This is a genomic window from Glutamicibacter nicotianae (genome assembly GCF_016907615.1).
GTDB classification, from domain to species: Bacteria; Actinomycetota; Actinomycetes; order Actinomycetales; family Micrococcaceae; genus Glutamicibacter; species Glutamicibacter nicotianae.
On the sequence record NZ_JAFBCH010000001.1, the window covers coordinates 998,928 to 1,022,372 of the forward strand.

Consider the following 23,445-nt stretch of genomic DNA (forward strand, 5'->3'; position numbering starts at 1 on the left):
AATCTTTCTCGTCTTTACCTGTGACGTATCTCCGATAGGCTATGGAAACGATGGGAATGCTATGACTTTTGGTGTGCTCGCGTAAGGCCTAGGCAATGGAGCCTTGCACGAGGGTCAGGTGTCTTGCCTCCCGCATTATCTCGCAAGATTCTTTGGAGGAACAGATGCGCTTCGTATCGCGCAAGACCGGTGTGGCGGCAGCCATGCTCGGCATCTCGGCATTAGCTTTGAGCGCCTGCGGCGCTGCACCGGAAGAGAGCAGCTCGGCTGGCCAGTACCCGGACTACGTCGGCTGCATTGTGTCCGACTCCGGCGGATTCGACGACCAGTCCTTCAACGAATCTTCCTTCCGCGGCCTGAAGAACGCCGAGAAGGACCTGGGTATCCAGACCAAGGACGCGGAATCCAAGTCCAACGCGGACTTCGCGACCAACCTCAACGGCATGGTCAACGCAGGCTGCGACCTGACCGTCACCATCGGCTTCCTGCTGGGCGATGCCACCGCCGAGGCCGCCGCTGCCAACCCGGACAAGAACTTCGCGATCGTCGACTTCCAGTACGAGAAGCCGATCGAGAACGTCAAGCCGATCATCTACGACACGGCCCAGGCTGCCTACCTTGCAGGCTACGCCGCAGCTGCCGCCTCGAAGACCGGCACCGTTGCCACCTTCGGCGGCATCAAGATCCCTACCGTGACCATCTTCATGGACGGCTTCGCCGACGGCGTTGACAAGTACAACGAGGACAAGGGCAAGGACGTCAAGCTGCTGGGCTGGAACAAGGACAAGCAGGACGGCACCTTCTCCGGCGACTTCGAGAAGCAGGACAAGGGCAAGCAGATCACCAAGAACTTCATCGCTTCCGGCGCTGACGTGGTCATGCCTGTTGCCGGCCCAGTGGGCAAGGGCGCTGGCGCTGCCGTGGTCGAGGCCAACAACAGCGGCAAGGACGCCAAGCTCGTCTGGGTCGACTCCGACGGCTTCCTGACCGCTCCCGACTACAAGGACGTCATGCTGACCTCGGTGGTCAAGACCATGGACGCCGCAGTCGAGGATGTCATCCGCACCGACGCCGAGGGCAACTTCGATTCGACCCCGTACGTCGGCACCCTGGAGAACGGGGGCGTTGCACTGGCACCGTTCCACAACTTCGACGAAGAGATCGGCGAGGACACCAAGAAGGAGATCGAGGCGCTGAAGCAGCAGATCATCTCCGGTGAGCTGAAGATCGAATCGGCCTCCAGCCCGGAGTAGGACTAGGCTAATCAGCCATGGAGCGCGTCACCGCTCGCCGCAGCACAGCGGTGGGCAGGTGACGCGCTTTATGCCTGCCTAAGGGCCAAAACAACTTGCAAGCAAGAACTTCGCCAAACGAACAATGAAGATGGTGGAATCGTGAAACTCGAACTACGAGGAATCTCGAAAGCCTTCGGTTCTTTCTACGCCAACAAAGATATCGACCTAACGGTCGACGACGCCCAGATTCACTGTCTGCTTGGCGAAAACGGTGCTGGAAAGTCCACGCTTATGAACGTGCTCTACGGCCTGTACCAGCCGACCGAGGGCCAGATTTTGCTGGACGGGAAGCCCGTCGAGTTCTCCGGACCGGGCGATGCCATGGCCGCCGGCATCGGCATGGTGCACCAGCACTTCATGCTGGTCCCGGTCTTCACTGTGGCCGAGAACATCGCGCTGGGCGCCGAGACCACCAAGGCTGGCGGCATGCTGGACCTTCAGGTCACCCGCAAGAAGATCCGCGAAATCTCGGACCGTTACGGCTTCGACGTGGATCCCGATGCGATCGTCGAAGACCTGCCGGTGGGCGTGCAGCAGCGCGTGGAAATCATCAAGGCGCTGGTGCGCGATGCGCGCATCCTGATCCTCGACGAGCCGACGGCGGTGCTGACCCCGCAGGAAACCGACGAGCTGCTGGACATCATGCGCCAGCTCAAGGCCAACGGCACCTCCATCGTCTTCATCTCGCACAAGCTGCGCGAAGTGCGCGCGGTCTCGGATGTCATCACCGTGATCCGCCGCGGCCTGGTCATCGATTCGGTCTCCCCGGAATCCTCCACCACCGAGCTGGCCAACCTGATGGTGGGCCGCGCGGTGGAGCTGAACCTGAACAAGGCGGCCGCCACCCCTGGCGCCGCCGCCTTGGAAGTGCGCGACCTGAGCGTCGTCGACCCGGCAGGCACCACCACCTTGGACTCGGTGTCCTTCACCATCCACGAGGGCGAAATCCTTGCAGTGGCCGGCGTGCAGGGCAACGGCCAGACCGAGTTGACCGAAGCGATCCTGGGCACCCAGCCGGTGACCGGCGGCTCGGTGAAGCTGGCCGGCGAAGAGCTGGTGGGCAAGTCGGTGAAGTCGATCCTGCGTTCGGGCCTGGGCTTCGTTCCCGAGGACCGTTCGGTGCACGGGCTGGTCACCCAGTTCTCCATCGAGGAGAACCTGGTGCTGGACCTCTACGACCGCCCGCCGTTCGGTAAGGGCATCTCGATGAACCTCGAGGCGATCAAGAAGAACGCCAAGGAGCAGATCGAGGGTTTCGACGTGCGCACCGACAACCCGCTGAACCCGGCCTCCAGCCTCTCCGGCGGCAACCAGCAGAAGGTCGTCATGGCCCGCGAGCTGAGCCGCGATCTGAAGCTGTTCATCGCCTCGCAGCCGACCCGCGGCGTGGATGTGGGATCCATCGAGTTCCTGCACCGGCGCATCGTGGCCGAACGCGACAAGGGCACCCCCGTGATGATCGTGTCCACCGAGCTGGACGAGGTCATGGAACTGGCCGACCGCATCGCCGTGCTCTACAAGGGCAGGATCAACGGCATCGTGCCGGGGGACACCTCCCGCGAGGTGCTCGGCCTGATGATGGCCGGCGTATCGCAGGAAGAGGCCTTCGCCCAGGCCGAATACGCCAAGGCGGACAACGAGCCGGTTGAAGCGCAGCCGGCCAGCGAGCATGACAACCAGGAAGGAGAAGCGCAGTGAGCGAGAAAGCACCTGTGGTTCCCGACTCCGGCAAGCCGGGCAACGACCTGCTGCGCCAGATCACGCAGGGACCGGGCCTGGTCTCGGTCCTCGGCGTCATCGTCGCGCTGGTCATCGGCGGCCTGCTGATCGCGGTCACCGACGAGAAGGTTGGCGAAACCGCCGGCTACCTGCTGGCCAAGCCCTCGGCGTTCTTCAGCGAATTCTGGCGTGCCGCCACCGAAAGCTATGTGGCGCTGTTCAACGGCTCGATCTACAACTCCACGCAGGGCTTCAAGCCGTTCCTCGAGACGCTGACCGTCTCCACCCCACTGATCTGCGCCGGTTTGGGCGTGGCGGTGGCCTTCCGCGCCGGCCTGTTCAACATCGGCGCGCAGGGCCAGATCATCATCGGCTCGGTGCTGGCCGCCTACATCGGCTTCGCCTGGCACCTGCCGATCGGCCTGCACCTGCTGCTGGTCATCGTCTTCGGCCTGCTCGGCGGCGCGATCTGGGGCGGACTGGTGGGCCTGCTCAAGGCCAAGACCGGCGCCCACGAAGTGATCCTCACGATCATGTTCAACTACGTGGCCGTATACCTGATCGACTTCCTGATGAACACCCAGGCCTTCCGCCGCCCCGGCGAGACCAACCCGATCTCGCCGATCCTCGACAGCTCGGCCATCTTCCCGGCGATCCCCGGCTCGCGCCTGCACCTGGGCTTCGTGATGGCGGTGCTGCTGGTGCTGGCAGTGGCCTGGATGTTCAAGCGCTCCACCGTGGGCTTCGAATTCCGTGCCGTGGGGCATAACCCCGAGGCCGCACAGACCGCCGGCATCAACGTCGCGCGCACCACCATCATCGCGATGGCGCTGGCCGGCGCCCTGGCCGGCGCCGCCGGCGTGGCCCAGGTGGCGGGCACCGAAAAGGTGCTCACCGGCGGCATTGCCGGCTCGCTGGGCTTCGACGCGATCACCGTGGCTCTGCTGGGCCGCTCCACCCCATGGGGCACCTTCTTCGCCGGCCTGCTCTTCGGCGCATTCCAGGCCGGTGCGGTGAACATGCAGATCACCACCGGCACCCCGATCGACATCGTGTCGGTGGTGCAGTCGCTGATCGTGCTGTTCATCGCCGCACCTCCGCTGGTGAAGGCCATCTTCGGCATGAACCGCAAGAAGAAGCGCAGCTCCAAGCTCGAACCTACTAAGGCAGGTGCCAAGTGACCGCAACCACCTTGCAACCAGCAATCAACGTCTTGCCGAGCAAGAAGACCCCGATCATCCTGACGGTGATCGCCGTGATCACCTTCTTCAGCTTCGGCCTGCTGGGCAACGACCAGGCAGCGCACTTCACGCTGAACAGCGCCGGCGACGCCTTCGAGCTGCCGGAACTGATCTTCCCGGGCCGGATCACCAACATCGTGTTCGGCGTGCTGCTGCTGGCCATCGCCGCCTACTCGTGGATGCAGCGCAAGCAGGGCAAGGTGCTGGCCACCTGGATGATCGCCGTCGCGGCCATCCTCTTCGTGCTCGGCTTCCTGGTGTGGGTGGTCTCCGGCGCTAACATCAACAGCATCTCGCTGGCCAGCCTGCTGGCCGGCGGCGTGGTGTTGGCCGTGCCGCTGGTCTTCGGGTCCCTGTCCGGCGTGCTCTCCGAACGCGCCGGCGTGGTCAACATCGCCATCGAGGGCCAGCTGCTGGGCGGCGCATTCACCGCGGCTATCGTCGCCTCGGTGACGCAGAACGCCTTCGCGGGCCTGATCGCCGCCGGCCTGGCCGGCGCCGTGGTGTCCCTGGTGCTGGCACTGTTCTCCATCAAGTACGTGGTCAACCAGATCATCGTCGGCGTGGTGCTCAACGTGCTGGTCTCCGGCATCACCGGCTTCCTGTTCACCACCGTGATGCAGGAAGACCCGGAGCTGTTCAACTCGCCGGTGCACCTGCCGGTGGTCGAGATCCCGCTGCTTTCGGCCATCCCGGTCATCGGACCGATCCTGTTCAAGCAGTCGGTCATCGGCTACCTGATGTACCTGGCAGTGTTCCTGGTCTGGTTCGGGCTGTTCAAGACCAAGTGGGGCCTTCGGGTGCGCGCCGTCGGCGAGCACCCGAAGGCCGCCGACACCCTGGGCATCAAGGTCAACTCGATCCGCTTCTGGAATGTCACCCTCGGCGGCATCGTGGCGGGCATCGGCGGTTCCTTCTTCACCCTGGTGGCGATCGACTCCTTCACGAAGGAAATCTCCGGCGGACGCGGCTTTATCGCCCTGGCCGCGGTGATCTTCGGCCGGTGGAACCCGATCGGCGCCTTCCTGGCCGCCCTGCTCTTCGGCTTCGCCGACAACCTGCAGGTCATCCTGACCATCATCGGCACCCCGGTACCGAGCCAGTTCATGGCCATGCTGCCGTACCTGGTGACCATCTTCGCGGTGGCCGGCCTGGTGGGCCGCTCCCGCGGACCTGCCGCCGCCGGCGAACCGTATGTGAAGGAATAGCGATTACCCATGGATAGCAACAACGCGCCGTGGCCGCAGCTCGAAGCAGCGGCCGCGGCCGCGCTGTCCCAGGCCTACGCGCCCTACTCGGAATTCCGGGTGGGCGCCGCGGCCCTGACCAGCGACGGCCGCCTGGTCTCCGGATGCAACATCGAGAACGCCGCCTACGGAGTCACCCTATGCGCTGAATGCGCCATGGTGGGCCAACTCTTCGCCACCGGCGGGGGCACCCTTGAATACTTCCTGTGCTTCGGCCAGCTGCGCGACGGCGAGCTGGAGCTGATCACCCCGTGCGGCCGCTGCCGCCAGCTGCTCTTCGAGCACCGCGGGGCGGATATGAAGATCAAGACCGCCCGCGGAATTCTCGGTATCGACGACCTCTTGCCTGACGCGTTCGGGCCGAACAACCTCAACGCCTAGCGCCGGAGCACACCGGCCAACAGCAGAACGGAAGGTGCCTTACATGGCTGCCGAGCAATTCAGTGCCGTCGAAGTCATCCGCGCAAAGCGCGATGGCGGCGAACTGAGCAACGAGATGATCGACTGGACCATCGATGCCTACACCCGCGGGGTCATCGCCGAAGAGCAGATGTCCGCGCTGAACATGGCCATCTACTTCCAGGGCATGAACCGCAACGAGATCTCACGCTGGACCGCCGCGATGATCAACTCCGGCGAACGCATGGACTTCTCCGCCCTCACCGACCCGTCGGGCAAGAAGCTGGCCACCACCGACAAGCACTCCACCGGCGGGGTGGGGGACAAGATCACCCTGCCGCTGGCTCCGCTGGTCGCCAGCTTCGGCGTGGCCGTCCCGCAGCTTTCCGGACGCGGGCTGGGCCACACCGGCGGCACGCTGGACAAGCTCGAAGCCATCCCCGGCTGGAAGGCGGATCTGTCCAACGAAGAGCTGTTCTCCCAGCTGTCCAACGTCGGCGCGGTCATCTGCGCCGCCGGCACCGGGCTGGCTCCGGCGGACAAGAAGCTCTACGCCCTGCGCGACGTCACCGCCACCGTGGAAGCCATCCCGCTGATCGCATCCTCGATCATGAGCAAGAAGATCGCCGAAGGCACCGGCACCCTGGTGCTGGATGTGAAGGTCGGTTCCGGCGCGTTCATGAAGGACGAGGCCATGGCCCGCGAGTTGGCAGAAACCATGGTGAACCTTGGCACCGATGCGTCGGTGAACACAGTGGCCCTGCTGACCAACATGGAAACCCCGTTGGGCCTGACCGCAGGCAACGCCATCGAGGTGGAGGAATCCGTCGAGGTCCTGGCCGGCGGCGGACCAAGCGATGTCGTGGAGCTGACCGTGGCCCTGGCCACCGAGATGCTGGCCGGTGCCGGCATCAAGGACGTGGATGTCGCCGGCGCGCTGCAAAATGGCAAGGCCATGGATGTGTGGCGCAGGATGATCGCCGCTCAGGGAGGCGACCCGGATGCCAAGCTGCCGGTAGCCAAGGAGTCGCACACCGTGGTGGCTGAGGCCGAGGGCGTACTGCTCAAGCTCGATGCGATGGACATCGGCCTGGCCGCGTGGACCCTCGGTGCGGGACGTGCCCGCAAGGAAGACAGCGTCCAGGCCGGCGCAGGCGTGCGCATGCACGTGAAGCCGGGTGCCCTGGTCCGCCGCGGCGAGCCGATTGCCACCTTGCTGACCGACACCCCGGAAAAAATGGAGCGTGCCATCGAGCTGGTCCAGCGGGCCATCATGATCGGTTCGGCCGATGACCGTCCGGACACTCGTCTGATCCTGGATCGCATCGCGGCCAAGTAGGCGGACAAGAATCCATGGCAAGGAGCCGGGAAACACTGTGCAGTGTTTCCCGGCTCTTTCGTTGCTTGCGCAGCGGGAGATGCCCCATGGAAGTTCCCAGAGAATTCCCGGGAACCAAAACGGAGTAGTCAAACGTTGGACAAGTTATCTCCTACCTAGGTAGCGGGTGGGAATTGTCCACAACGCCACTTAAGCAGGATGCGGGCGGTTGAGTTCTCGAGCGAAAATGGATAGAAATTCAGCGCATTGAGCGCATTGCGAAAGTAGATGTAAGCACGCATGGAATTAGTCAATGAAGCAATTGCGCAGGCAGCCAGCGCATGGTGGATCCTGCCGTTATTGTTTCTGTTCTGCATGATCGATGCCATTTTCCCAATCGTGCCGAGCGAATCATTTTTGGTTTCATTGGCCGCGGTCGGCGTCCACACCGGCGTTCCCAACCTCGTGCTGATCGGACTGCTGGGTGCCAGCGGTGCCTTGATCGGCGACCAGATCACCTACGCCATAGGGCGGAAAATCGGATCCCGGGGCTTCAAATGGATGCGCGGGCAACGCGCGCAGCGGGTGCTGGCCTATGCCGAGAAAAAACTTGAAACCTCCGGAGCACTGCTGATTTTCACCGCCCGGTACATCCCCATTGGCCGTGTGGCCGTCAACCTGACCGCCGGCGCCACCGGGTTCAGCCACAAGCGCTTCACCCTCTTCGACACCATCGGCGTGCTGACCTGGGCCACCTATTCCATCAGCATCGGCGCACTGGCCGGCAACTGGATGCACGACAACAAGCTGCTGGGAATCATCGTCTCGATTGTCATTGCCGTGGTGCTCGGCTTCGTCATCGACCGGATCGTCAGCTGGGTGCTGGGGCGTCTGCATCGCCGTGCCGAGAAGCGAGAAGAACAAGCGGAAGAACGGGTCCGCGAGACCGTGCCGCCAACCGGTGACGAGGGTTAACCTGCAGTATTGATCAGGGTCACATTGCGGCTTGCAGATCTTTGCCCGCAGGAGCTGTCAGTTCAGCGAAAATGCGACTAGGCTCAGTGGTGTGACTGAAGAAATGATTCATACTGACTACGATCCCGAGTTCGACTTCCGGGATCTGCCTAAAGTTTCGCTCCACGACCACCTCGACGGTGGCCTGCGCCCTCAGACGATCATCGAGCTGGCCGCCGAGATTGGACACGAGCTGCCAGAGACCGAAGCCGAAGCTTTGGGCGAATGGTTCCGTGAATCAGCCGATTCCGGCTCGTTGCCACGCTACCTGGAAACCTTCGAGCACACCGTCGCGGTCATGCAGACCCGCGATGCGCTGATCCGCGTAGCCCGCGAATTCGTCGAGGACCTCGCCGAGGACGGCGTCATCTACGGCGAAGTCCGCTACGCCCCGGAACAGCACCGCCGCGAGGGCCTGAGCCTGGACGACGTCGTCGACGCGATCCAGGAAGGCCTGGACCAGGCCTGCGAGCAGCTCAACGCCGAAGGCCACCCAATGCAGATCGGCCAGATCCTGGTCGCCATGCGCCATGGCGACCAGGGCGTGGAAATCGCCAAGCTGGCCCTGCGCCACCGTGGCCGCGGCGTGGTCGGTTTCGATATCGCCGGCGCCGAAGACGGGTTCCCGCCATCGGCAATGAAGGAAGCCTTCGACCTGCTGGCCGAGAACCTCTTCCCGACCACCGTGCACGCCGGCGAAGCAGCCGGGCTGGACTCCATCAAGGAAGCCATCCTGGTCGGCCGCGCCCAGCGCCTGGGCCACGGCGTCCGCGTTGCCGAGGACATTGAGATCGAGTTCGGCGCGATCGACGAGAACGGCGAAGAACTCAGCGACGATACCGGCCTGGTCTCCCTGGGCCCGGTCGCGAACTGGGTTCGCGAACGCGGCATCCCGCTGGAAGTCTGCCCGTCTTCGAACCTGCAGACCGGCGCCACCGCCAAGTTCGGCGACGGCATCGAGAACCACCCGATCGACCTGCTGGTCCAGACCGGTTTCAATGTCACCATCTCGCCGGATAACCGCTTGATGTCCGGCACCAGCTTGTCCGACGAGTTCGAGTTGCTGGTCGAAGCCTTCGACTACGACCTGGAAGACCTGCTGGATTTGACGCTGAATGCAGCCGAGGCCGCCTTCGTTCCGCTGGAAATGCGCGAGCTGCTGGTCGAGTACATCAACGACTACTACGACAACCTGCTGGATGACGAGGAAGACTACGACGAAGACGAATACGAGAACGTCGCCGACTAGTTCCCGGGATTCAATTCCCAAACAGCGAAGCCGCCCGTGCAGTGCACGGGCGGCTTCGCTGCATCCGGGAGGATGCCTAGAACGGGTACTGCTTCTTGGTGGACTGCACGCCGACCCAGTGGTCGGTGGTGAACTCCTCGATGGCCCATTCGCCGTTGAAGCGGCCCAGCCCCGAGTTCTTCTCGCCGCCGAACATCACATGCGGTTCGTCGTTGACCGTGATGTCATTGACGTGGGTCATTCCGGCCTTGATGCCGCGGGCGAAGGCGACGCCCTTCTCCAGGTTCTGCGTGAAGACGGCCGAGGACAAGCCGAATTCGGTGTCATTGGACAGTTGAAGCGCATGCTCTTCGGAGTCGGCCTTGGCGATGCCCACGACCGGACCGAAAATCTCCTCGCGGAACAGTTCCATGCCGCTGGTGACATCGGCGAAGACGTGGGGAGAGACCACCCGGCCAGTAATCGAGCCGGCGAGGACTTCGCGCGCACCCTGCTCGCGGGCGGTGGCGATCTTGCCGCTGACCGACTCAAGCTGCGCATCATTGATGATCGGTCCCACGAGGTTGGCCGGATCCGCGGCATCGCCATAGCCGAGCTTGTTGACCTGCTCGATGAATTTCTCGATGAACGCCTCGTAGACCGGGGCCTGGACGATGATGCGGTTGATTGCCATGCAGATCTGCCCCTGATGCAGGAACTTGCCCAGGGTCGCGGCCTTGGCCGCTTCATCGAGGTCGGCATCTTCCAGCACCACGAAGGGCGCGTTGCCGCCAAGTTCCAGCGCCACGCGCTTCATGTGCTCGCCGCTGACCGCGATCTTGCCGACGTTTTTGCCTACCGGGGTCGATCCGGTGAAGGACACCAGCGACGGGGTCTTGTGCGCCACGAAGTAGTCGCCGATTTCCGAACCGGAACCGACCACCGCGTTCAAGACGCCCTCGGGTAGGCCAGCCGCGGAGAACGCCTTGGCCAGGACCAGGGCGCCAACCAATGGGGTGTCCGAGGCAGGCTTGAGCACTACTGCGTTGCCCAGTGCCAGGGCGGGAGCCACGGATCGGGCGGAGAGCAGCATCGGGAAGTTCCAGGGGCTGATGATGCCCACCACGCCGACCGGTTCGCGGTAGACCCGGTTCTCCTTGCCTTCGGCATTCGAGGGAAGGATCTTGCCGTGCACCCGGGTGGGGAAGGTGGCGGCTTCGCGGATGGCGGCGATGGTGCCGCCTAATTCGATGTTCGCCTTCAGGTGCGTGGAACCGGACTCGGCAATCAGCAGCGCCAGGATGTCCTTGAAGTTCGCTTGCAGGTAGTCTGCGGCCTGGCCCATGATCTTGGAACGCTTGCCGGGGGAGAGCGCCGCCCATCCGGCCTGGGCCTGCTCGGCTGCCTGGTAGGCGGCGTCGACGTCGTCGGTCGAGGCCTGGCGGATCTCGGCCAGCAACGAGTCATCGAACGGGTTGGCCGTGCGCAACACGTGTTCGGAGCGCCCTTCAACCCACCGGCCGCCGATGAAGAGCTTGGCTGGAACCTGCTCCAGGAATTCGAGCCGGGCGGTATCTTGGATGGTCATTGGCAATCCTTCGCGTCGTCGGGATGAACTACGGCCATGCTAGCCCGAATAGGCAGCGAATGGGACCGAATCGGCCGCCAGCTGAACACCCGCTTCGATAGCATGGCCATATGCCGGAGAACAGAACGCAACTCGAACAGCTCGCCGCCACCGTCCGGACCCTGCGCAGCAGATGCGCGTGGACCAAGGCGCTGACCCACGAGTCGCTGCGCACCTACCTGATCGAGGAAAGCTATGAGGTCCTCGACGCCATCGCGGAGCAGAACCCGGCCTTGCTCAAGGAGGAGCTGGGGGACTTGTACTTCCAGATCCTGCTGCACTCGCTGATTGCCGAGGAGCACGGGCACTTCAGCCTGGAGGACGTTGCCGAAACGCTGAACGCGAAGCTGCTGCGCCGCAACCGGCATATCTTCGACGAGCAGGGGCAGGTCCGCGAAGACATCATCACTGACATCGATGAAATCATCCGGGTTTGGGATGCGGCGAAGCAGGCCGAGCGCGCCGGGCAGCAAAAGAAGCGGAAGAATGCGGGACTGCCCGCCGGGCTGCCTTCCCTGGCGCTCGCCCAGAAATTGCTTGACCGCCATGCCAGGGCCGGATCGGCGCAGCCTGCAGGCGGGCTTGCCACCGAGCAGGTTCGCCAGCGGATCACCGATGAGCAGTCCTTGGCCAATGAACTAATGGCCCTCTCAGCGCGGGCCGAGGAGCTGGGCCTGGACGCAGAGTCGGTGCTGCGCTCGGCCCTGAACCAGCAGTACGGCGCGGAACTGGATGACATAACATCGCGTAAATCACGATAGAAGCGCTAGGCTAGAGACAGGCAATGGCGCCCACGGTCTAATCAGCGACCGCTGGTTGACCCGCCCCAAGACCACCCCTTTCTACAAGGAGTCCATACTCATGGCATTGATTGACGCCATTCACGCGCGCGAAATCCTCGATTCCCGCGGCAATCCGACCGTTGAGGTCGAGGTCCTGCTTTCCGACGGCTCGCACGGCCGTGCCGCTGTTCCTTCCGGTGCATCCACCGGCGCCTTCGAAGCGGCGGAGCGCCGCGACGGCGACAAGGACCGCTACCTCGGCAAGGGCGTACTGGGCGCTGTAGAGTCCGTCATCGACGAGATCGCCGACGAGCTGGAGGGCCTGGACGCCACCGACCAGCGCTCCATCGACGCCGCCATGATCGAGCTGGACGGCACCGCGAACAAGTCCAAGCTCGGCGCCAACGCCATCCTCGGCGTCTCCTTGGCCGTCGCCAACGCCGCAGCAGCCAGCTCCAACCTGCCGCTGTTCAAGTACCTGGGCGGCCCCAACGCGCACGTGCTCCCCGTGCCGCTGATGAACATCCTCAACGGCGGCTCCCACGCCGACTCCGACGTGGACATCCAGGAATTCATGATCGTCCCGATCGGCGCACCGACCTTCTCCGAGGGCCTGCGCTGGGGCGTCGAGGTCTACCACAGCCTCAAGTCCGTGCTGAAGGAAAAGAACCTGTCCACCGGCCTGGGCGACGAGGGCGGCTTCGCCCCGAACCTGCCAAGCAACCGCGCGGCACTGGAACTGATCACCGAAGCGATCAAGCGCGCCGGCTACACCCCGGGCCAGGATATCGCCCTGGCGCTGGACGTCGCCTCCTCCGAGTTCTACGAGAACGGCGCCTACCAGTTCGAAGGCAAGGCGCTGTCCGCCAAGGACATGAGCGACTACTACGCCGGCCTGGTGGCCGACTTCCCGCTGGTGTCCATCGAGGATCCGCTGGACGAGGACGACTGGGATGGCTGGAAGACCCTGACCGACGCCATCGGCGACAAGGTGCAGCTGGTGGGCGACGACCTGTTCGTCACCAACCCGCAGCGCCTGGCCGACGGCATTGCCAAGGGCACCGCCAACTCGCTGCTGGTGAAGGTCAACCAGATCGGCACCCTGACCGAGACCATCGATGCGGTGACCATGGCGCAGCGTGCCGGCTACACCACCATCACCTCGCACCGTTCGGGCGAGACCGAGGATGTCACCATCGCTGACATCTGCGTGGCAACCAACGCCGGGCAGATCAAGACCGGTGCACCGGCCCGCTCCGAGCGCGTAGCCAAGTACAACCAGCTGCTGCGCATCGAAGAGGACCTGGGCGCCTCGGCGGTCTACGCTGGCCGCAGCGCGTTCCCGCGTTTCAACAGCTAATATTCAGTAATAGCGAATAAGCTCGTCGGTAGTGGATACCGGCGGGCTTTTCGTTATTTAATGGAATTATCTTGCCAAGTCCACGGCTAGACCGCACGACAAGCACCATGGGAATTGGGGGAGTATGGCTCAGCGACCACCGCGAATGCCTCGCCGTAATACTCCGGATCCGGCCAAAGACGCCGCAGCAACCCCGGTTGACCAGACAAAACACGCCGGCGCGGATTCCCAGGTTGAACCGCCAACCGACGCCTTGCGCATTGTCGAGCCGCAGTCGGCGGCCAAGCAGGCTCCCGCGAAACCCCGCCGGGTGAAGGATGCCTCCTCCGCGCCGAAGCCGAAGAGCGCTGCCGCCAAGCCGAAACAGGGTGCCTCCCCAGCGTCAGATGCGTCACGTGCGCCGAAAAAATTTGCCGGCAACTACGCGCAGAAGCCCAAGGTGCCGCTGCGTGAACGCGCCAAGGAAAAGCAGAGCGAACGCCGCCGCGATGACCGGCTGAAGTTCTCCGCCGCGGTCCGCCGCAAGCCGGGAGAAAAGCCGGTGGACCAGAACCAGGTCCCCAAGGGCGAACCCGTTGCGGCGCACCGTTTTTCCGGCCGCATCGCCGCGCTGATCGTGGTCCTGGCCTTCTTCGCAGTGATGCTGGTGCCGACGGTGAATTTCTACCGCACGCAGATGGCGGAACTGAACGAGCTGCATGCCTCGATCGAAGCGCTGGAGGCGCAGCGCGATGACCTTAAGGAGGAAATCGCGCGCTGGGATGACCCGCTGTACATCAAGCAGCAGGCACGCGAGCGGATAAACTTGGTCATGCCTGGCGAGAAGCTCTACATGGTGGTGGGCGAACGCCCCAAGGATGAAGAGACGCCCGCCGACGGCAATGGAAGCACCTTCGAGGTGCGCCAGGAACTTCCATGGGTTGATGCGCTGCTCGACTCTGTTCGACGTTCTGCCACCGACTAACCACTTTAAACGCGAAGAGACCTATAACCGTGACTGAACAGCCAATCCGCGAAGCCCTTGACGCCGCCGGACGAGTACCGAGCGAAGCCGACCTGGACACCCTGTCCCGCCAGCTGAACCGCCCGGTGCGCGATGTGGTGGAGATTGGTGCGCGCTGCGTGTGCGGCAATCCGCTGGTGGCAACGACCGCCCCGCGGCTGTCCTCGGGTATCCCGTTCCCGACCACTTACTACCTTGCGCACCCGGTGATCACTTCGGCTGTTTCCCGCCTGGAGGCGGCCGGGCTGATGAACGAGATGAATGACCGCCTGGGCGAGGACGCTCAGTTGGCGCAGGCCTATGCCGCGGCCCACGAGTCGTACCTGGCCAACCGCGATGCCATCGGCCAGCGCTCGGGCACCGGCGCCGTTCCGGAAATCGCCGGCGTCTCCGCCGGCGGCATGCCGACCCGCGTCAAGTGCCTGCACGTGCTGGTAGGCCACTCGCTGGCAGCCGGCCAGGGCGTGAACCCGCTGGGCGACGAGGCGCTGGCCGCCATCGCCGAGTGGTGGACCAAGGACAAGTGCTACTGCGTTGGCGCGTGGGACACCGACTCCGAGGCGCCGAGCCGTGACCGCTCGCGCCACGTGAAGACCCAGGAACAGCAGGACCCGGAGGCCAAGCGCGCAGAGCGAGCCCGCAAGCGTGCCGAGCGCGAGGCAGCCCAAACGGCCGAGTCCGCCGAGCAGGGGGATGCCTGATGCGCGTTGCCGGTATTGACTGCGGAACCAACTCCATCCGTCTGCTAATCGCCGACGTCGATGCCGATGGCCAGCTGGTCGACGTGCTGCGCACCATGCGCATCGTGCGCTTGGGCCAGGGCGTCGACGCGACCGGCGCCTTCGCCCCCGAAGCCCTGGAGCGCACCTTCGAAGCCGCCCGCGAGTACAAGAAGCTGTGCGATGAGCACGACGTGGAAGCGATCCGCTTCGCCGCGACCTCCGCAGCCCGCGATGCATCGAACCGCGAGGTCTTCTCCGAGCGGATCACCAAGATCCTGGGCGTGGCCCCTGAAGTGATCAGCGGCGAGGAAGAAGCCTCCCTGTCCTTTGCCGGAGCGGCATCGGTCCGGGCGGGGCAAAGCGGCAAGTCACTGGTGATCGACCTCGGCGGCGGATCCACTGAATTCGTGCTCGGCGATGCCACCGGCCCGCTCGCGGCCAAGAGCCTGGACATGGGGTGCGTGCGCGTCACCGAGCGCTTCCACCAGGCGGGACTGCGTTCGGATGAAGCGCTGGAATTCATGGACAGCACCTTGGGAACCCTGTCCGGAACCGTGGATGTGACGCAGGTGGATGCGGTGATCATGGTTGCCGGCACCTTCACCACGCTCACCGCCCAGGCCCTGGGCCTGAAGCAGTACGAGTCCGAGAAGATCCACGGGGCGCAGCTGAGTTTCGCCCAGATGCGCCAGGCAACCGCGAGCATGCTGTCCTACACCAGGGACGAGCGCGCCGCGCTGGGCTTCATGCATCCTGGCCGTGTCGACGTGATCCAGGCCGGTGCCGCAATTGTCCAACGCATCCTTCAGTACCTCGAAAAGGCCAGCGGAAACCGCGAAATGGTTCTGATTGCCTCGGAACACGATATCCTCGACGGAATTGCGGCTTCAGCTGCCGTGGCATGAACCTGTCATCCAGTCACCGACCCAAGGAGTTGTCTTGAGCTCAGCTTTGCGCGCCAGGAATAGGACGGGCTTGATCAAGCTCAGCTCTCTGCTCGTCGCAGCACTGCTGGCGGCCACCCTGCTCAGCGTGGGCGCTCCGGCCCGCGCCGACAACATGCGCGAGTCCGAGTACTGGCTCGATTCCCTGGGCGTGACCGAAGCGCACAAGACTACCAAGGGCGAAGGCGTCAAGGTCGCGGTCATCGACACCGGCATCGATACCACTCATCCGGATCTGAAGGGTGCTGTGGTCGGCGGTGCGGACATGTCCGGCTCGGGCGGCGAGAAAGGCAACAAGCCGATTGGCGTAATGAGCGAGCACGGCACCCTGGTGGCGACCCTGCTCGCAGGACGCGGGAACAACAAGGGCGAGATCAAGCGGATCAAATCCGAGAACGAGCGCTTGAAGGCCGCGTGGGAAAAGGCCAAGAAGCACGCCGAGGAAGAAGACGAGGACATTCCCGAGGAGCCTGAATACGAAAAGGTTCCCAAGCTGAAGAGCGGCAAGGACGGCGTGCTCGGCGTCGCCCCGGCAGCGGATCTGCTTTCAGTGTCGCTGTGGATGGGCGAGGGCAACCCGTCGAAGATTCCAGTGGAAACCCAGATTCCCCGCGCGGTGAAGTGGGCCGTGGATTCCGGAGCCAAGGTCATCAACATGTCCCTGGGCTCCACCAGCCCGGCGTGGCCGGAAAGCTGGGATGACGCCTTCAAGTATGCAGAAGACCATGACGTCGTCATTGTCGCAGCGGCGGGCAACCGTTCGGGCGGCATGAGCCAGGTGGGCGCCCCGGCGACCATTCCCGGGGTGCTGACCGTGGCCGGCGTCGATACCAGCGGCAAGGCGTCGCAGGATTCCTCGACCGAAGGCATCTCCATCGGCGTGGCGGCCCCTGCCGAGCAATTGGTCGGCGGCTTGCCGGATGACGACTACGCACGCTGGTCGGGCACCTCCGGCGCGGCCCCGCTGGTGGCCGGCGTGGCAGCGCTGATCCGCTCGCAGTACCCGGAGATGAAGGCTCCCGAGGTCATCAACCGCATCCTGAAGACCGCCAAGGACACCGGCGCACCCGGCGTGGACAACCTCTACGGATACGGAATCATCGATGCCCAGGCAGCGGTGACGGCGACCGTCCCTGCAGTTTCGGAAAACCCGCTGGGCACGATCAGCGAGTGGATCCGAGTGCATCGCCGCAACACCGAGAAGACCACCGATGCCCCGGCGCCGGGTGTTTCGATGGAGAAATCGGACCTCAAGCAGGTCGCGGCGCCCAAGCCGATCCTTCCTGACGACTCGGCACCGGCGCTGCAGCCGGTGCTCATCGTGGGCGGGGGAGTGCTCCTGCTGATGGTGCTCATTGCCGGCTCCACCCAGACCCTGGTGCGCCGCCGACGCGAGAAGGCCGCGGCGCAGCTCGGTTCGGCGTCGTTGAGCTCGCTGCAAGTCCCGGACCAGTCAGATGGACGGGACCTGTTTGACGAGATTCCCGAAGAAGAGAAGTAAATAGCGTTCTCGGCGGGGTGGATCCTGAAGATCCACCCCGCCTTTGCGCGCTTGCCGGCAGATAATTCGACCGCTAGATGCAGGCTGTGCCGGCAGGAAGCTCCGCAGCCTTGCGAAGTCGTGACGCACCGAACGAAATTAGTTAGTGAATGTTTTCACTAACTCAGAGAATCCGCGTAGAATCAACAGTATGTCGATCATCGAAACCTCCCAGAAGCGTCCGCGCATCCTGATCGTCGGCGGTGGCTACGTAGGCCTGTACGTCGCGATGAAGTTGCAGAAGAAGGTCAAGGCACACGGCGGCATCGTCACCGTTGTCGACCCGAACCCATACATGACTTACCAGCCATTCCTGCCAGAAGTCGCCGGTGGCCAAATCGAGCCACGCCACGTTGTGGTCTCGCACCGCCAGCACTTGAAGCACTCCGAGCTGGTCAACGGCCGCGTGCTGAGCGTCGACCACGCCAACAAGAAGGCCGTGATTGCTCCGGTCAACGGCGAGCAGTTCGAGCTGGAATACACCGACATCGTAATGTCCGCCGGCGCGGTCACCCGTACCTTCCCGATCTCTGGCCTGGCTGAAACCGGCATCGGCCTGAAGACCATCGAAGAGGCCGTCGCCCTGCGCAACAAGGTTGCCGAGCGCATCGAGTCCGCTTCGAACATGACTGATCCAGTGGCCCGCAAGCGCGCACTGACCTTCGTCGTTGTCGGTGGCGGCTTTGCCGGCATCGAAACCATCGCCGAGCTCGAAGACATGGCTCGTCACCTGATCGAGCTCAACGACCGCATTGACGAAAAGCAAGCACGCTTCGTTCTCGTCGAGGCCATGGGCCGCATCATGCCAGAGGTCACCGCCGAGCAGGCCGAGTGGGTTGTCGAGCACCTGCGCAGCCGCGGCATCGAGGTATTGCTGAACACTTCGCTGAACAACGCTGAAGAAGGCAACCTGGAATTGATCAACATGGCTGACAAGTCCCCAGCAGGCGAGTTCGGTGCAGACACCCTGATCTGGACCGCTGGCGTCATGGCCAATCCGATGGTTCGCTCCACCGATTTCCCGATCGAGCAGCGCGGCCGCATCGAGACCCGCACCGACCTGCGCATCAAGGACGCCAACGGCGAACCGCTGGAAGGCGCCTGGGCAGCCGGCGACATCTCGGCAGTCAAGGACGTTACCGGCGGCCTGCCAGACGGCACCTGCGTTCCGAACGCGCAGCACGCTGTGCGCCAGGCCAAGCTGTTGGCTAAGAACCTGTATGCTGCCCGCTACGGCGTTGGCACCATCAAGGAATACAAGCACAAGAACCTCGGCGCAGTGGCTGGCTTCGGCAAGAACAAGGGCGTTGCCAAGGTTGTCGGCATCAAGCTCAAGGGCTGGCCAGCATGGATGGCACACCGTGGCTACCACGGCATGGCCATGCCAACCTTCGAGCGCAAGTTCCGCGTTGTCGGCGACTGGCTGGTTGCGCTGTTCTTCAAGCGAGATGCGCTGCAGCTGAACAACCTCGAAGCGCCACGCACTGCTTTCGAGGAGTCGGCCAAGCCAAAGAAGTAGGCTTGGGACGCAGATGATCGACGATGATGCGAGGGGCCAAGCGATTGGCTCCTCGCATGCGTCAGCAAAGTTGAATTTTCTATTTGCTTTGCCGATCACGTAAAATTTGAGAGTCCTGCCCCTATGGTGGAATTGGCATACACGGCTGACTTAAAATCAGCTGCCGAAAGGCTTGTGGGTTCGAGTCCCACTGGGGGTACAGAGTAAGGCCGACGTGTTCCGGATTTTCCGGTCCGCATCGGTCTTTTCTCTTGCCGCTAGCAAGCGCACGTTCGCCGTCCACCCTCCGGCATCGTTCCTCGACAATATTTTCGTCTGACGCAACCACGATGCTGGAAGTTTCAAGAATATCGCTGAGAGAGTAGTTTTTCCTCGGGAAATTGCCCTATATCATCCTTCCGACTGAGTGATTTCACAGCAATCCTCAATAGGATTAAGCAAAAGATCTTCAGCTAGCCAAGCGGCTGGCGTATTCGCAATCTATAGGGGAATGACATTGGGCAATCCAATTTTTGGTTCTAGCAGCCGCTCCGATGCTTGGGGAACCAAGCTTGGAAGTCCTGTTGGATTCCGCGACACCGAAAACATGAGCGCAGACCAGCTGAATCAGATGTACCAGCAGCCTGCCGCAACCAGCGCCGACACCGGCCGCATGACCATCGGTGACACTATCAACAAGACCGCGATCTGCCTCGCCTTGGTTGTCATTGGCGCTGCAATTGGCTGGACCATTCCAGCCCTGATGCTGCCAGGTGCCCTGGTTGGTTTCGTCCTCGGCTTGGTTAACGCTTTCAAGAAGCGCCCATCGCCGGTACTGATCCTCCTGTACGCAGCGGCGCAGGGCTTGTTCCTTGGCGGTCTTTCCGGTTTCCTTGAAAGCCGACCAGGCCTTCAGGGCATCGCCATCCAGGCTGTGCTTGCGACCCTGTGTGTTGCCGGCGTAACCCTGGCGCTGTACCGCTCGGGCAAGTACCGGATGACACCTAAGCTGAACAAGATGTTCATGATCGGCATGGTCGGCCTGATCGTCTTCTCGCTGCTCAACATGGTCCTGATGCTCACCGGCGTGATCGACGGCATGTTCGGCATGCGCGGTGGCGTGCTCGGCCTGGTTATCGGTGTCGTTGCCGTACTGCTGGCAACCTACGCATTGGTTGCCGACTTCACCATGATCGAGGAACTCTCGAACCAGGGCGCTCCGGCCATCATGGCTTGGCGCGGTGCCTTCGGCCTGACCATGACCCTGATCTGGCTGTACACCGAGATCCTGCGTATCCTCGCGATCCTGCGCGGCGACGACTAGCCGCAGCAGCACAGCATGCAAGGACCAGCGCCCATTCAGGGCGCTGGTCCTTCTGAGTTAATCTCCTGATCAAATATGAATCGAATATGAACTGCCGAAACCGTCAATGCGATGGAAAATGACAGCTGATTGGGCAGTTACGCGAATCCTTGGTTAGATTTCCCTGTAGCTATTCAGTTATCCAACTCACAGTTATTTTGACAGGGAGAGCGCAATGGCAATCGAGCAAGCAGAAGGAAATTCGCCGGGTCTGGTGAAGTCCCTGGGCAACCTGGATGCCCTGGCCCTGGGGTTCGGAGCCATGATCGGGTTCGGCTGGGTGGTGCTCACCGGTGGATGGCTGGATAACGCTGGCACCATGGGCGCTGTGCTGGCCATGGCCGTTGGCGGTGGCATCATGGCTGTCGTCGGCTTGACCTATGCCGAACTGACCGCGGCCATGCCGAAAGCCGGCGGCGAGCACAACTTCATCCTGCGTGCTTTGGGAGCCCGGCCGTCATTTATCGGTTCCTGGGCGATCACCGGCGGGTACGTGACCATCGTGGCTTTCGAAGCAGTCGCCTTGCCACGGACTGTGGAATACATCTTCCCCGGCATGAGCCAGATTCCCCTGTGGACCATTGCCGGTTTTGAAGTAAACCTGACTTGGGCATTGGTCGGCGTGCTGTCGGCAATCGTCATCACCTGGATCAATATCCGCGGCGTGAAGCAAGCCGGGGTGCTGCAGACTTTCGTGGTGCTCTTCCTCGTAGCCATCGGCGTCTTGATGATTGTCGGCGCCTTTGCCGGCGGCGAAGCCAAGAACATGGAACCGTTCTTCACCCCGGGAACCAGCGGGTTCTTTGCCGTACTGGTGGCCGTGCCCTTCTTGTTCATCGGCTTCGACGTGATTCCGCAGTCTGCCGAGGAAGTGAATATTCCGGCCAAGCAAATTGGCAAGCTCGTGGTCCTCTCCGTCATCCTGGCCACCGTGTGGTACGTGATGGTCGTCCTGACCACGTCCTCGGCGATGCCTGCAGCGCAACTGGCCGGAGCCGACATTGCAACGGCGGATGCGTTCGGAGCCTTGTTCGGTTCGGATCTGATGGCCAAGGTGCTGATCGCTGGCGGCATTGCCGGCATCCTGACCTCGTGGAACTCGCTGCTGCTCGGAGCCTCCAGGCTTGTCTACTCGCTGGCCCGCAGCGGCATGCTCCCATCCTGGTTCGGCAAACTGCATCCCAAGTACCGCACCCCGGCCAACGCACTGGTCTTCATCGGCGGAATCTCCATGCTGGCCCCATTTTTCGGTGCCGAAATGCTGGGATGGCTCGTTGATTCGGGAGCACCAAGCATCATCGTTGCCTATTTCCTGGTCTCGGTCACCTTCCTGGTGTTGCGCAAGCGCGAACCGAAGATGGACCGGCCGTTGCGCGTCGGCGGCAGCGGAAATGCTGGAGCGGTCATCGGCTGGATTTCGGTCCTGCTTACCGCTGCGCTCTTCAGCCTGTACATGCCGGGCATGCCTGCATCACTGAGCTGGGAACCATGGGTCATCTTCGCCATCTGGTGGGCCTTGGGCGCAATCTACTTCTTCAAGGTGCCAGCCGGTATTAAGCCCGGCGAAGACGCCGAGGAAAAGGTCCTTGAAGCTGTCATGCGCCGCCGGCGCAAGGGTGCGCGAAACGACTGATGAACCATGGCTTCCACGCCCCATGTCCAGGATTGGGCGGCCTGCGCAATCTGGTTACCTGCAGCGGAGTGAAATACACATATTGAATTAGATTTCTAGGACCAGTGCCCATATCGGGCACTGGTCTTTGGAATTTGTCACAATTGAGACATGGATCAAGACGCTGTCTGGCAAACGCGATAGCGTAGTTCCATGAAAAGCAGCCGGTTGGAACGTCTACGCCGTATTCGTGTCTCGCTTCCGAGCAAGCCGGCGGAAATCCCTGCCGCACCGAGCCCAGACCTGACGGATTTCAAAAGCGCCGAGGACATGCCCTACGCAGTGCGCATGGCAGCCGCGTGGGCCTGGCGTTTTTTGATCATCGTCGCGGCCGTGGGCGTACTGGTGTGGGCGCTGTCAAAAGTCTCCCTGCTTGTCATCCCGGTTCTCGTCGCGGCGCTGCTGGCCGGGCTGCTCTCACCGGTCGTGAACACGATGAACCGCAAGCTGGCGGTGCCCCGCGGGTTGGCCGTCGGCATTACGCTCATCGGCTTCCTGGCGCTAGTTACAGCTGGACTCTCGGTTGCAGGGCAAAAGCTCTCAGCCGGATTCACCGCCCTGTGGACCCAAGCCCTGTCGGGCATCGAGCAGGTCCAGGATTGGCTGTTCAACGGCCCGCTCAAGCTGACCAATGACGACCTGCAAAACGTGCTGGACGACGCCCTGGTCCAGCTTCGCGGCAATGCCACCAACATCCTGAGCGAGGCCATCAGCTGGACTTCGGCGATCGGGCAGATACTGACCGGCACTTTGCTGGCAGTCTTCGCGCTGATTTTCCTGCTGCTCGACGGACGCAAGATCGGCTTGTTCCTGGTGAACCTCTTGCCGCGCCGCGCCCGCCCGGCGATGGACGGGGCACTGACCCGCGGCTGGGGCTCGCTGGTCCGCTACGTGCGCGTCCAGATGGTGGTGGCGCTGATCGACGCCATCGGCATCGGGTTCGGCGCCTTCTTCCTAGGCGTGCCGCTGGCCATGCCGCTGGGCGTGCTGGTCTTCGTCGGCTCCTTCATCCCGATCGTCGGTGCGCTGTTTACCGGCGCCCTGGCAGTTTTGCTTGCCCTGGTCGCCAATGGCTGGATCAACGCGCTGATCATGCTGGCCGTCGTGCTGCTGGTCCAGCAAGCCGAATCCAATATCCTGCAGCCGCTGATCATGGGCAAGGCAGTCAGCCTGCACCCGCTGGCAGTCGTCCTGGCCGTCGCCGGCGGCACGATGCTCGCAGGCATTCCCGGAGCTCTCTTCGCGGTACCGCTGCTGGCAGTGATCAACGCGGTCGTGAAATACCTGTCGGGCAGAGCCTGGGAAACCGATGACTTCGTGATTGAGCTCTACGGGAACCAGATCGCGGCGGCCAGTCCCAAAACCAGCGACCCGGGGAAGGCAAGCCCAGCCGCAACGGCTGCAGGCGCCGCCCCCGCCCCACAAGCTTCGCCGGAGCCCCGGCACCCTGAGCCCACAGCAGATGAGGAATAA

General features: G+C 63.0%; 19 protein-coding genes and 1 tRNA gene. 19 read left to right on the forward strand and 1 reads right to left on the reverse strand.

Annotation, left to right across the window (positions count from 1 at the left end; translation table 11 throughout):
• Window positions 1-164: 164 nt before the first annotated feature.
• From JOE62_RS04975 to JOE62_RS05010, 8 genes are all read left to right on the forward strand, one after another.
• On the forward strand, window positions 165-1,253 hold the full coding sequence (locus JOE62_RS04975) for a BMP family lipoprotein (protein ID WP_204720823.1): 1,089 nt from the start codon (window positions 165-167) through the stop codon (window positions 1,251-1,253).
• 141 nt (window positions 1,254-1,394) lie between these two features.
• On the forward strand, window positions 1,395-2,993 hold the full coding sequence (locus JOE62_RS04980) for an ATP-binding cassette domain-containing protein (RefSeq protein ID WP_204720825.1): 1,599 nt from the start codon (window positions 1,395-1,397) through the stop codon (window positions 2,991-2,993).
• Window positions 2,990-4,195, forward strand: coding sequence for an ABC transporter permease (locus tag JOE62_RS04985; RefSeq protein ID WP_073706599.1), 1,206 nt, complete (start codon window positions 2,990-2,992; stop codon window positions 4,193-4,195). Before JOE62_RS04980 ends, JOE62_RS04985 begins: the two co-directional genes overlap by 4 nt.
• Window positions 4,192-5,463, forward strand: a complete 1,272-nt coding sequence (locus JOE62_RS04990) for an ABC transporter permease subunit (protein WP_204720827.1) — start codon at window positions 4,192-4,194, stop codon at window positions 5,461-5,463. Before JOE62_RS04985 ends, JOE62_RS04990 begins: the two co-directional genes overlap by 4 nt.
• A gap of 9 nt (window positions 5,464-5,472) precedes the next feature.
• Complete coding sequence (locus tag JOE62_RS04995; protein ID WP_204720828.1) at window positions 5,473-5,883, forward strand: cytidine deaminase; 411 nt, start codon at window positions 5,473-5,475, stop codon at window positions 5,881-5,883.
• A gap of 43 nt (window positions 5,884-5,926) precedes the next feature.
• Complete coding sequence (locus tag JOE62_RS05000) at window positions 5,927-7,240, forward strand: thymidine phosphorylase (RefSeq protein WP_204720830.1); 1,314 nt, start codon at window positions 5,927-5,929, stop codon at window positions 7,238-7,240.
• 279 nt (window positions 7,241-7,519) lie between these two features.
• Window positions 7,520-8,194 (forward strand): DedA family protein, encoded by a 675-nt coding sequence (locus JOE62_RS05005; protein ID WP_204720832.1) that lies wholly within the window; start codon window positions 7,520-7,522, stop codon window positions 8,192-8,194.
• A 103-nt stretch (window positions 8,195-8,297) separates the two neighbouring features.
• Window positions 8,298-9,482 (forward strand): adenosine deaminase, encoded by a 1,185-nt coding sequence (locus JOE62_RS05010; RefSeq protein WP_204723214.1) that lies wholly within the window; start codon window positions 8,298-8,300, stop codon window positions 9,480-9,482.
• A 76-nt stretch (window positions 9,483-9,558) separates the two neighbouring features.
• Here the strand turns inward: JOE62_RS05010 and JOE62_RS05015 are convergent, their stop codons facing one another.
• Window positions 9,559-11,049: an aldehyde dehydrogenase family protein gene (locus tag JOE62_RS05015; RefSeq protein ID WP_204720834.1), complete on the reverse strand. Its 1,491-nt coding sequence runs from the start codon at window positions 11,047-11,049 to the stop codon at window positions 9,559-9,561.
• A 110-nt stretch (window positions 11,050-11,159) separates the two neighbouring features.
• Here JOE62_RS05015 and JOE62_RS05020 point away from each other — a divergent pair, with 110 nt between their 5' ends.
• From JOE62_RS05020 to JOE62_RS05070, 11 genes are all read left to right on the forward strand, one after another.
• On the forward strand, window positions 11,160-11,849 hold the full coding sequence (locus JOE62_RS05020; protein WP_204720836.1) for a MazG nucleotide pyrophosphohydrolase domain-containing protein: 690 nt from the start codon (window positions 11,160-11,162) through the stop codon (window positions 11,847-11,849).
• A gap of 100 nt (window positions 11,850-11,949) precedes the next feature.
• Window positions 11,950-13,230 carry a phosphopyruvate hydratase gene (gene eno / locus JOE62_RS05025; protein WP_204720838.1) on the forward strand — a complete coding sequence of 427 codons (1,281 nt, stop codon included), beginning with the start codon at window positions 11,950-11,952 and terminating at the stop codon, window positions 13,228-13,230.
• Window positions 13,231-13,375: 145 nt separating this feature from the next.
• Window positions 13,376-14,194 carry an FtsB family cell division protein gene (locus JOE62_RS05030; protein WP_204720840.1) on the forward strand — a complete coding sequence of 273 codons (819 nt, stop codon included), beginning with the start codon at window positions 13,376-13,378 and terminating at the stop codon, window positions 14,192-14,194.
• Between the two features lie 29 nt (window positions 14,195-14,223).
• Window positions 14,224-14,934, forward strand: a complete 711-nt coding sequence (locus tag JOE62_RS05035; RefSeq protein WP_204720841.1) for a DUF501 domain-containing protein — start codon at window positions 14,224-14,226, stop codon at window positions 14,932-14,934.
• Window positions 14,934-15,860 (forward strand): Ppx/GppA phosphatase family protein, encoded by a 927-nt coding sequence (locus tag JOE62_RS05040; protein WP_204720844.1) that lies wholly within the window; start codon window positions 14,934-14,936, stop codon window positions 15,858-15,860. The genes JOE62_RS05035 and JOE62_RS05040 overlap by 1 nt, the downstream gene beginning before the upstream one ends.
• Window positions 15,861-15,894: 34 nt before the next feature.
• Window positions 15,895-17,400 (forward strand): S8 family serine peptidase, encoded by a 1,506-nt coding sequence (locus JOE62_RS05045; RefSeq protein ID WP_204720846.1) that lies wholly within the window; start codon window positions 15,895-15,897, stop codon window positions 17,398-17,400.
• 190 nt (window positions 17,401-17,590) lie between these two features.
• On the forward strand, window positions 17,591-18,958 hold the full coding sequence (locus JOE62_RS05050; RefSeq protein ID WP_204720848.1) for an NAD(P)/FAD-dependent oxidoreductase: 1,368 nt from the start codon (window positions 17,591-17,593) through the stop codon (window positions 18,956-18,958).
• A 117-nt stretch (window positions 18,959-19,075) separates the two neighbouring features.
• Window positions 19,076-19,157: transfer RNA gene (locus tag JOE62_RS05055), tRNA-Leu, on the forward strand.
• 297 nt (window positions 19,158-19,454) lie between these two features.
• Complete coding sequence (locus tag JOE62_RS05060; RefSeq protein ID WP_204720850.1) at window positions 19,455-20,261, forward strand: Bax inhibitor-1/YccA family protein; 807 nt, start codon at window positions 19,455-19,457, stop codon at window positions 20,259-20,261.
• A gap of 214 nt (window positions 20,262-20,475) precedes the next feature.
• Complete coding sequence (locus JOE62_RS05065) at window positions 20,476-21,933, forward strand: APC family permease (protein WP_204720852.1); 1,458 nt, start codon at window positions 20,476-20,478, stop codon at window positions 21,931-21,933.
• Between the two features lie 192 nt (window positions 21,934-22,125).
• Window positions 22,126-23,445, forward strand: coding sequence for an AI-2E family transporter (locus JOE62_RS05070; RefSeq protein ID WP_204720854.1), 1,320 nt, complete (start codon window positions 22,126-22,128; stop codon window positions 23,443-23,445).

Excerpts from the sequence above, each read along its gene's own strand:
- JOE62_RS04975 (WP_204720823.1), top strand. The coding sequence starts at position 165 with ATGCGCTTCGTATCGCGCAAGACCGGTGTGGCGGCAGCCATGCTCGGC.
- JOE62_RS04995 (WP_204720828.1), top strand. The coding sequence starts at position 5,473 with ATGGATAGCAACAACGCGCCGTGGCCGCAGCTCGAAGCAGCGGCCGCG.
- JOE62_RS05000 (WP_204720830.1), top strand. The coding sequence starts at position 5,927 with ATGGCTGCCGAGCAATTCAGTGCCGTCGAAGTCATCCGCGCAAAGCGC.
- JOE62_RS05005 (WP_204720832.1), top strand. The coding sequence starts at position 7,520 with ATGGAATTAGTCAATGAAGCAATTGCGCAGGCAGCCAGCGCATGGTGG.
- JOE62_RS05010 (WP_204723214.1), top strand. The coding sequence starts at position 8,298 with ATGATTCATACTGACTACGATCCCGAGTTCGACTTCCGGGATCTGCCT.
- JOE62_RS05015 (WP_204720834.1), bottom strand. The coding sequence starts at position 11,049 with ATGACCATCCAAGATACCGCCCGGCTCGAATTCCTGGAGCAGGTTCCA.
- JOE62_RS05020 (WP_204720836.1), top strand. The coding sequence starts at position 11,160 with ATGCCGGAGAACAGAACGCAACTCGAACAGCTCGCCGCCACCGTCCGG.
- eno (WP_204720838.1), top strand. The coding sequence starts at position 11,950 with ATGGCATTGATTGACGCCATTCACGCGCGCGAAATCCTCGATTCCCGC.
- JOE62_RS05030 (WP_204720840.1), top strand. The coding sequence starts at position 13,376 with ATGCCTCGCCGTAATACTCCGGATCCGGCCAAAGACGCCGCAGCAACC.
- JOE62_RS05040 (WP_204720844.1), top strand. The coding sequence starts at position 14,934 with ATGCGCGTTGCCGGTATTGACTGCGGAACCAACTCCATCCGTCTGCTA.
- JOE62_RS05050 (WP_204720848.1), top strand. The coding sequence starts at position 17,591 with ATGTCGATCATCGAAACCTCCCAGAAGCGTCCGCGCATCCTGATCGTC.
- JOE62_RS05065 (WP_204720852.1), top strand. The coding sequence starts at position 20,476 with ATGGCAATCGAGCAAGCAGAAGGAAATTCGCCGGGTCTGGTGAAGTCC.
- JOE62_RS05070 (WP_204720854.1), top strand. The coding sequence starts at position 22,126 with ATGAAAAGCAGCCGGTTGGAACGTCTACGCCGTATTCGTGTCTCGCTT.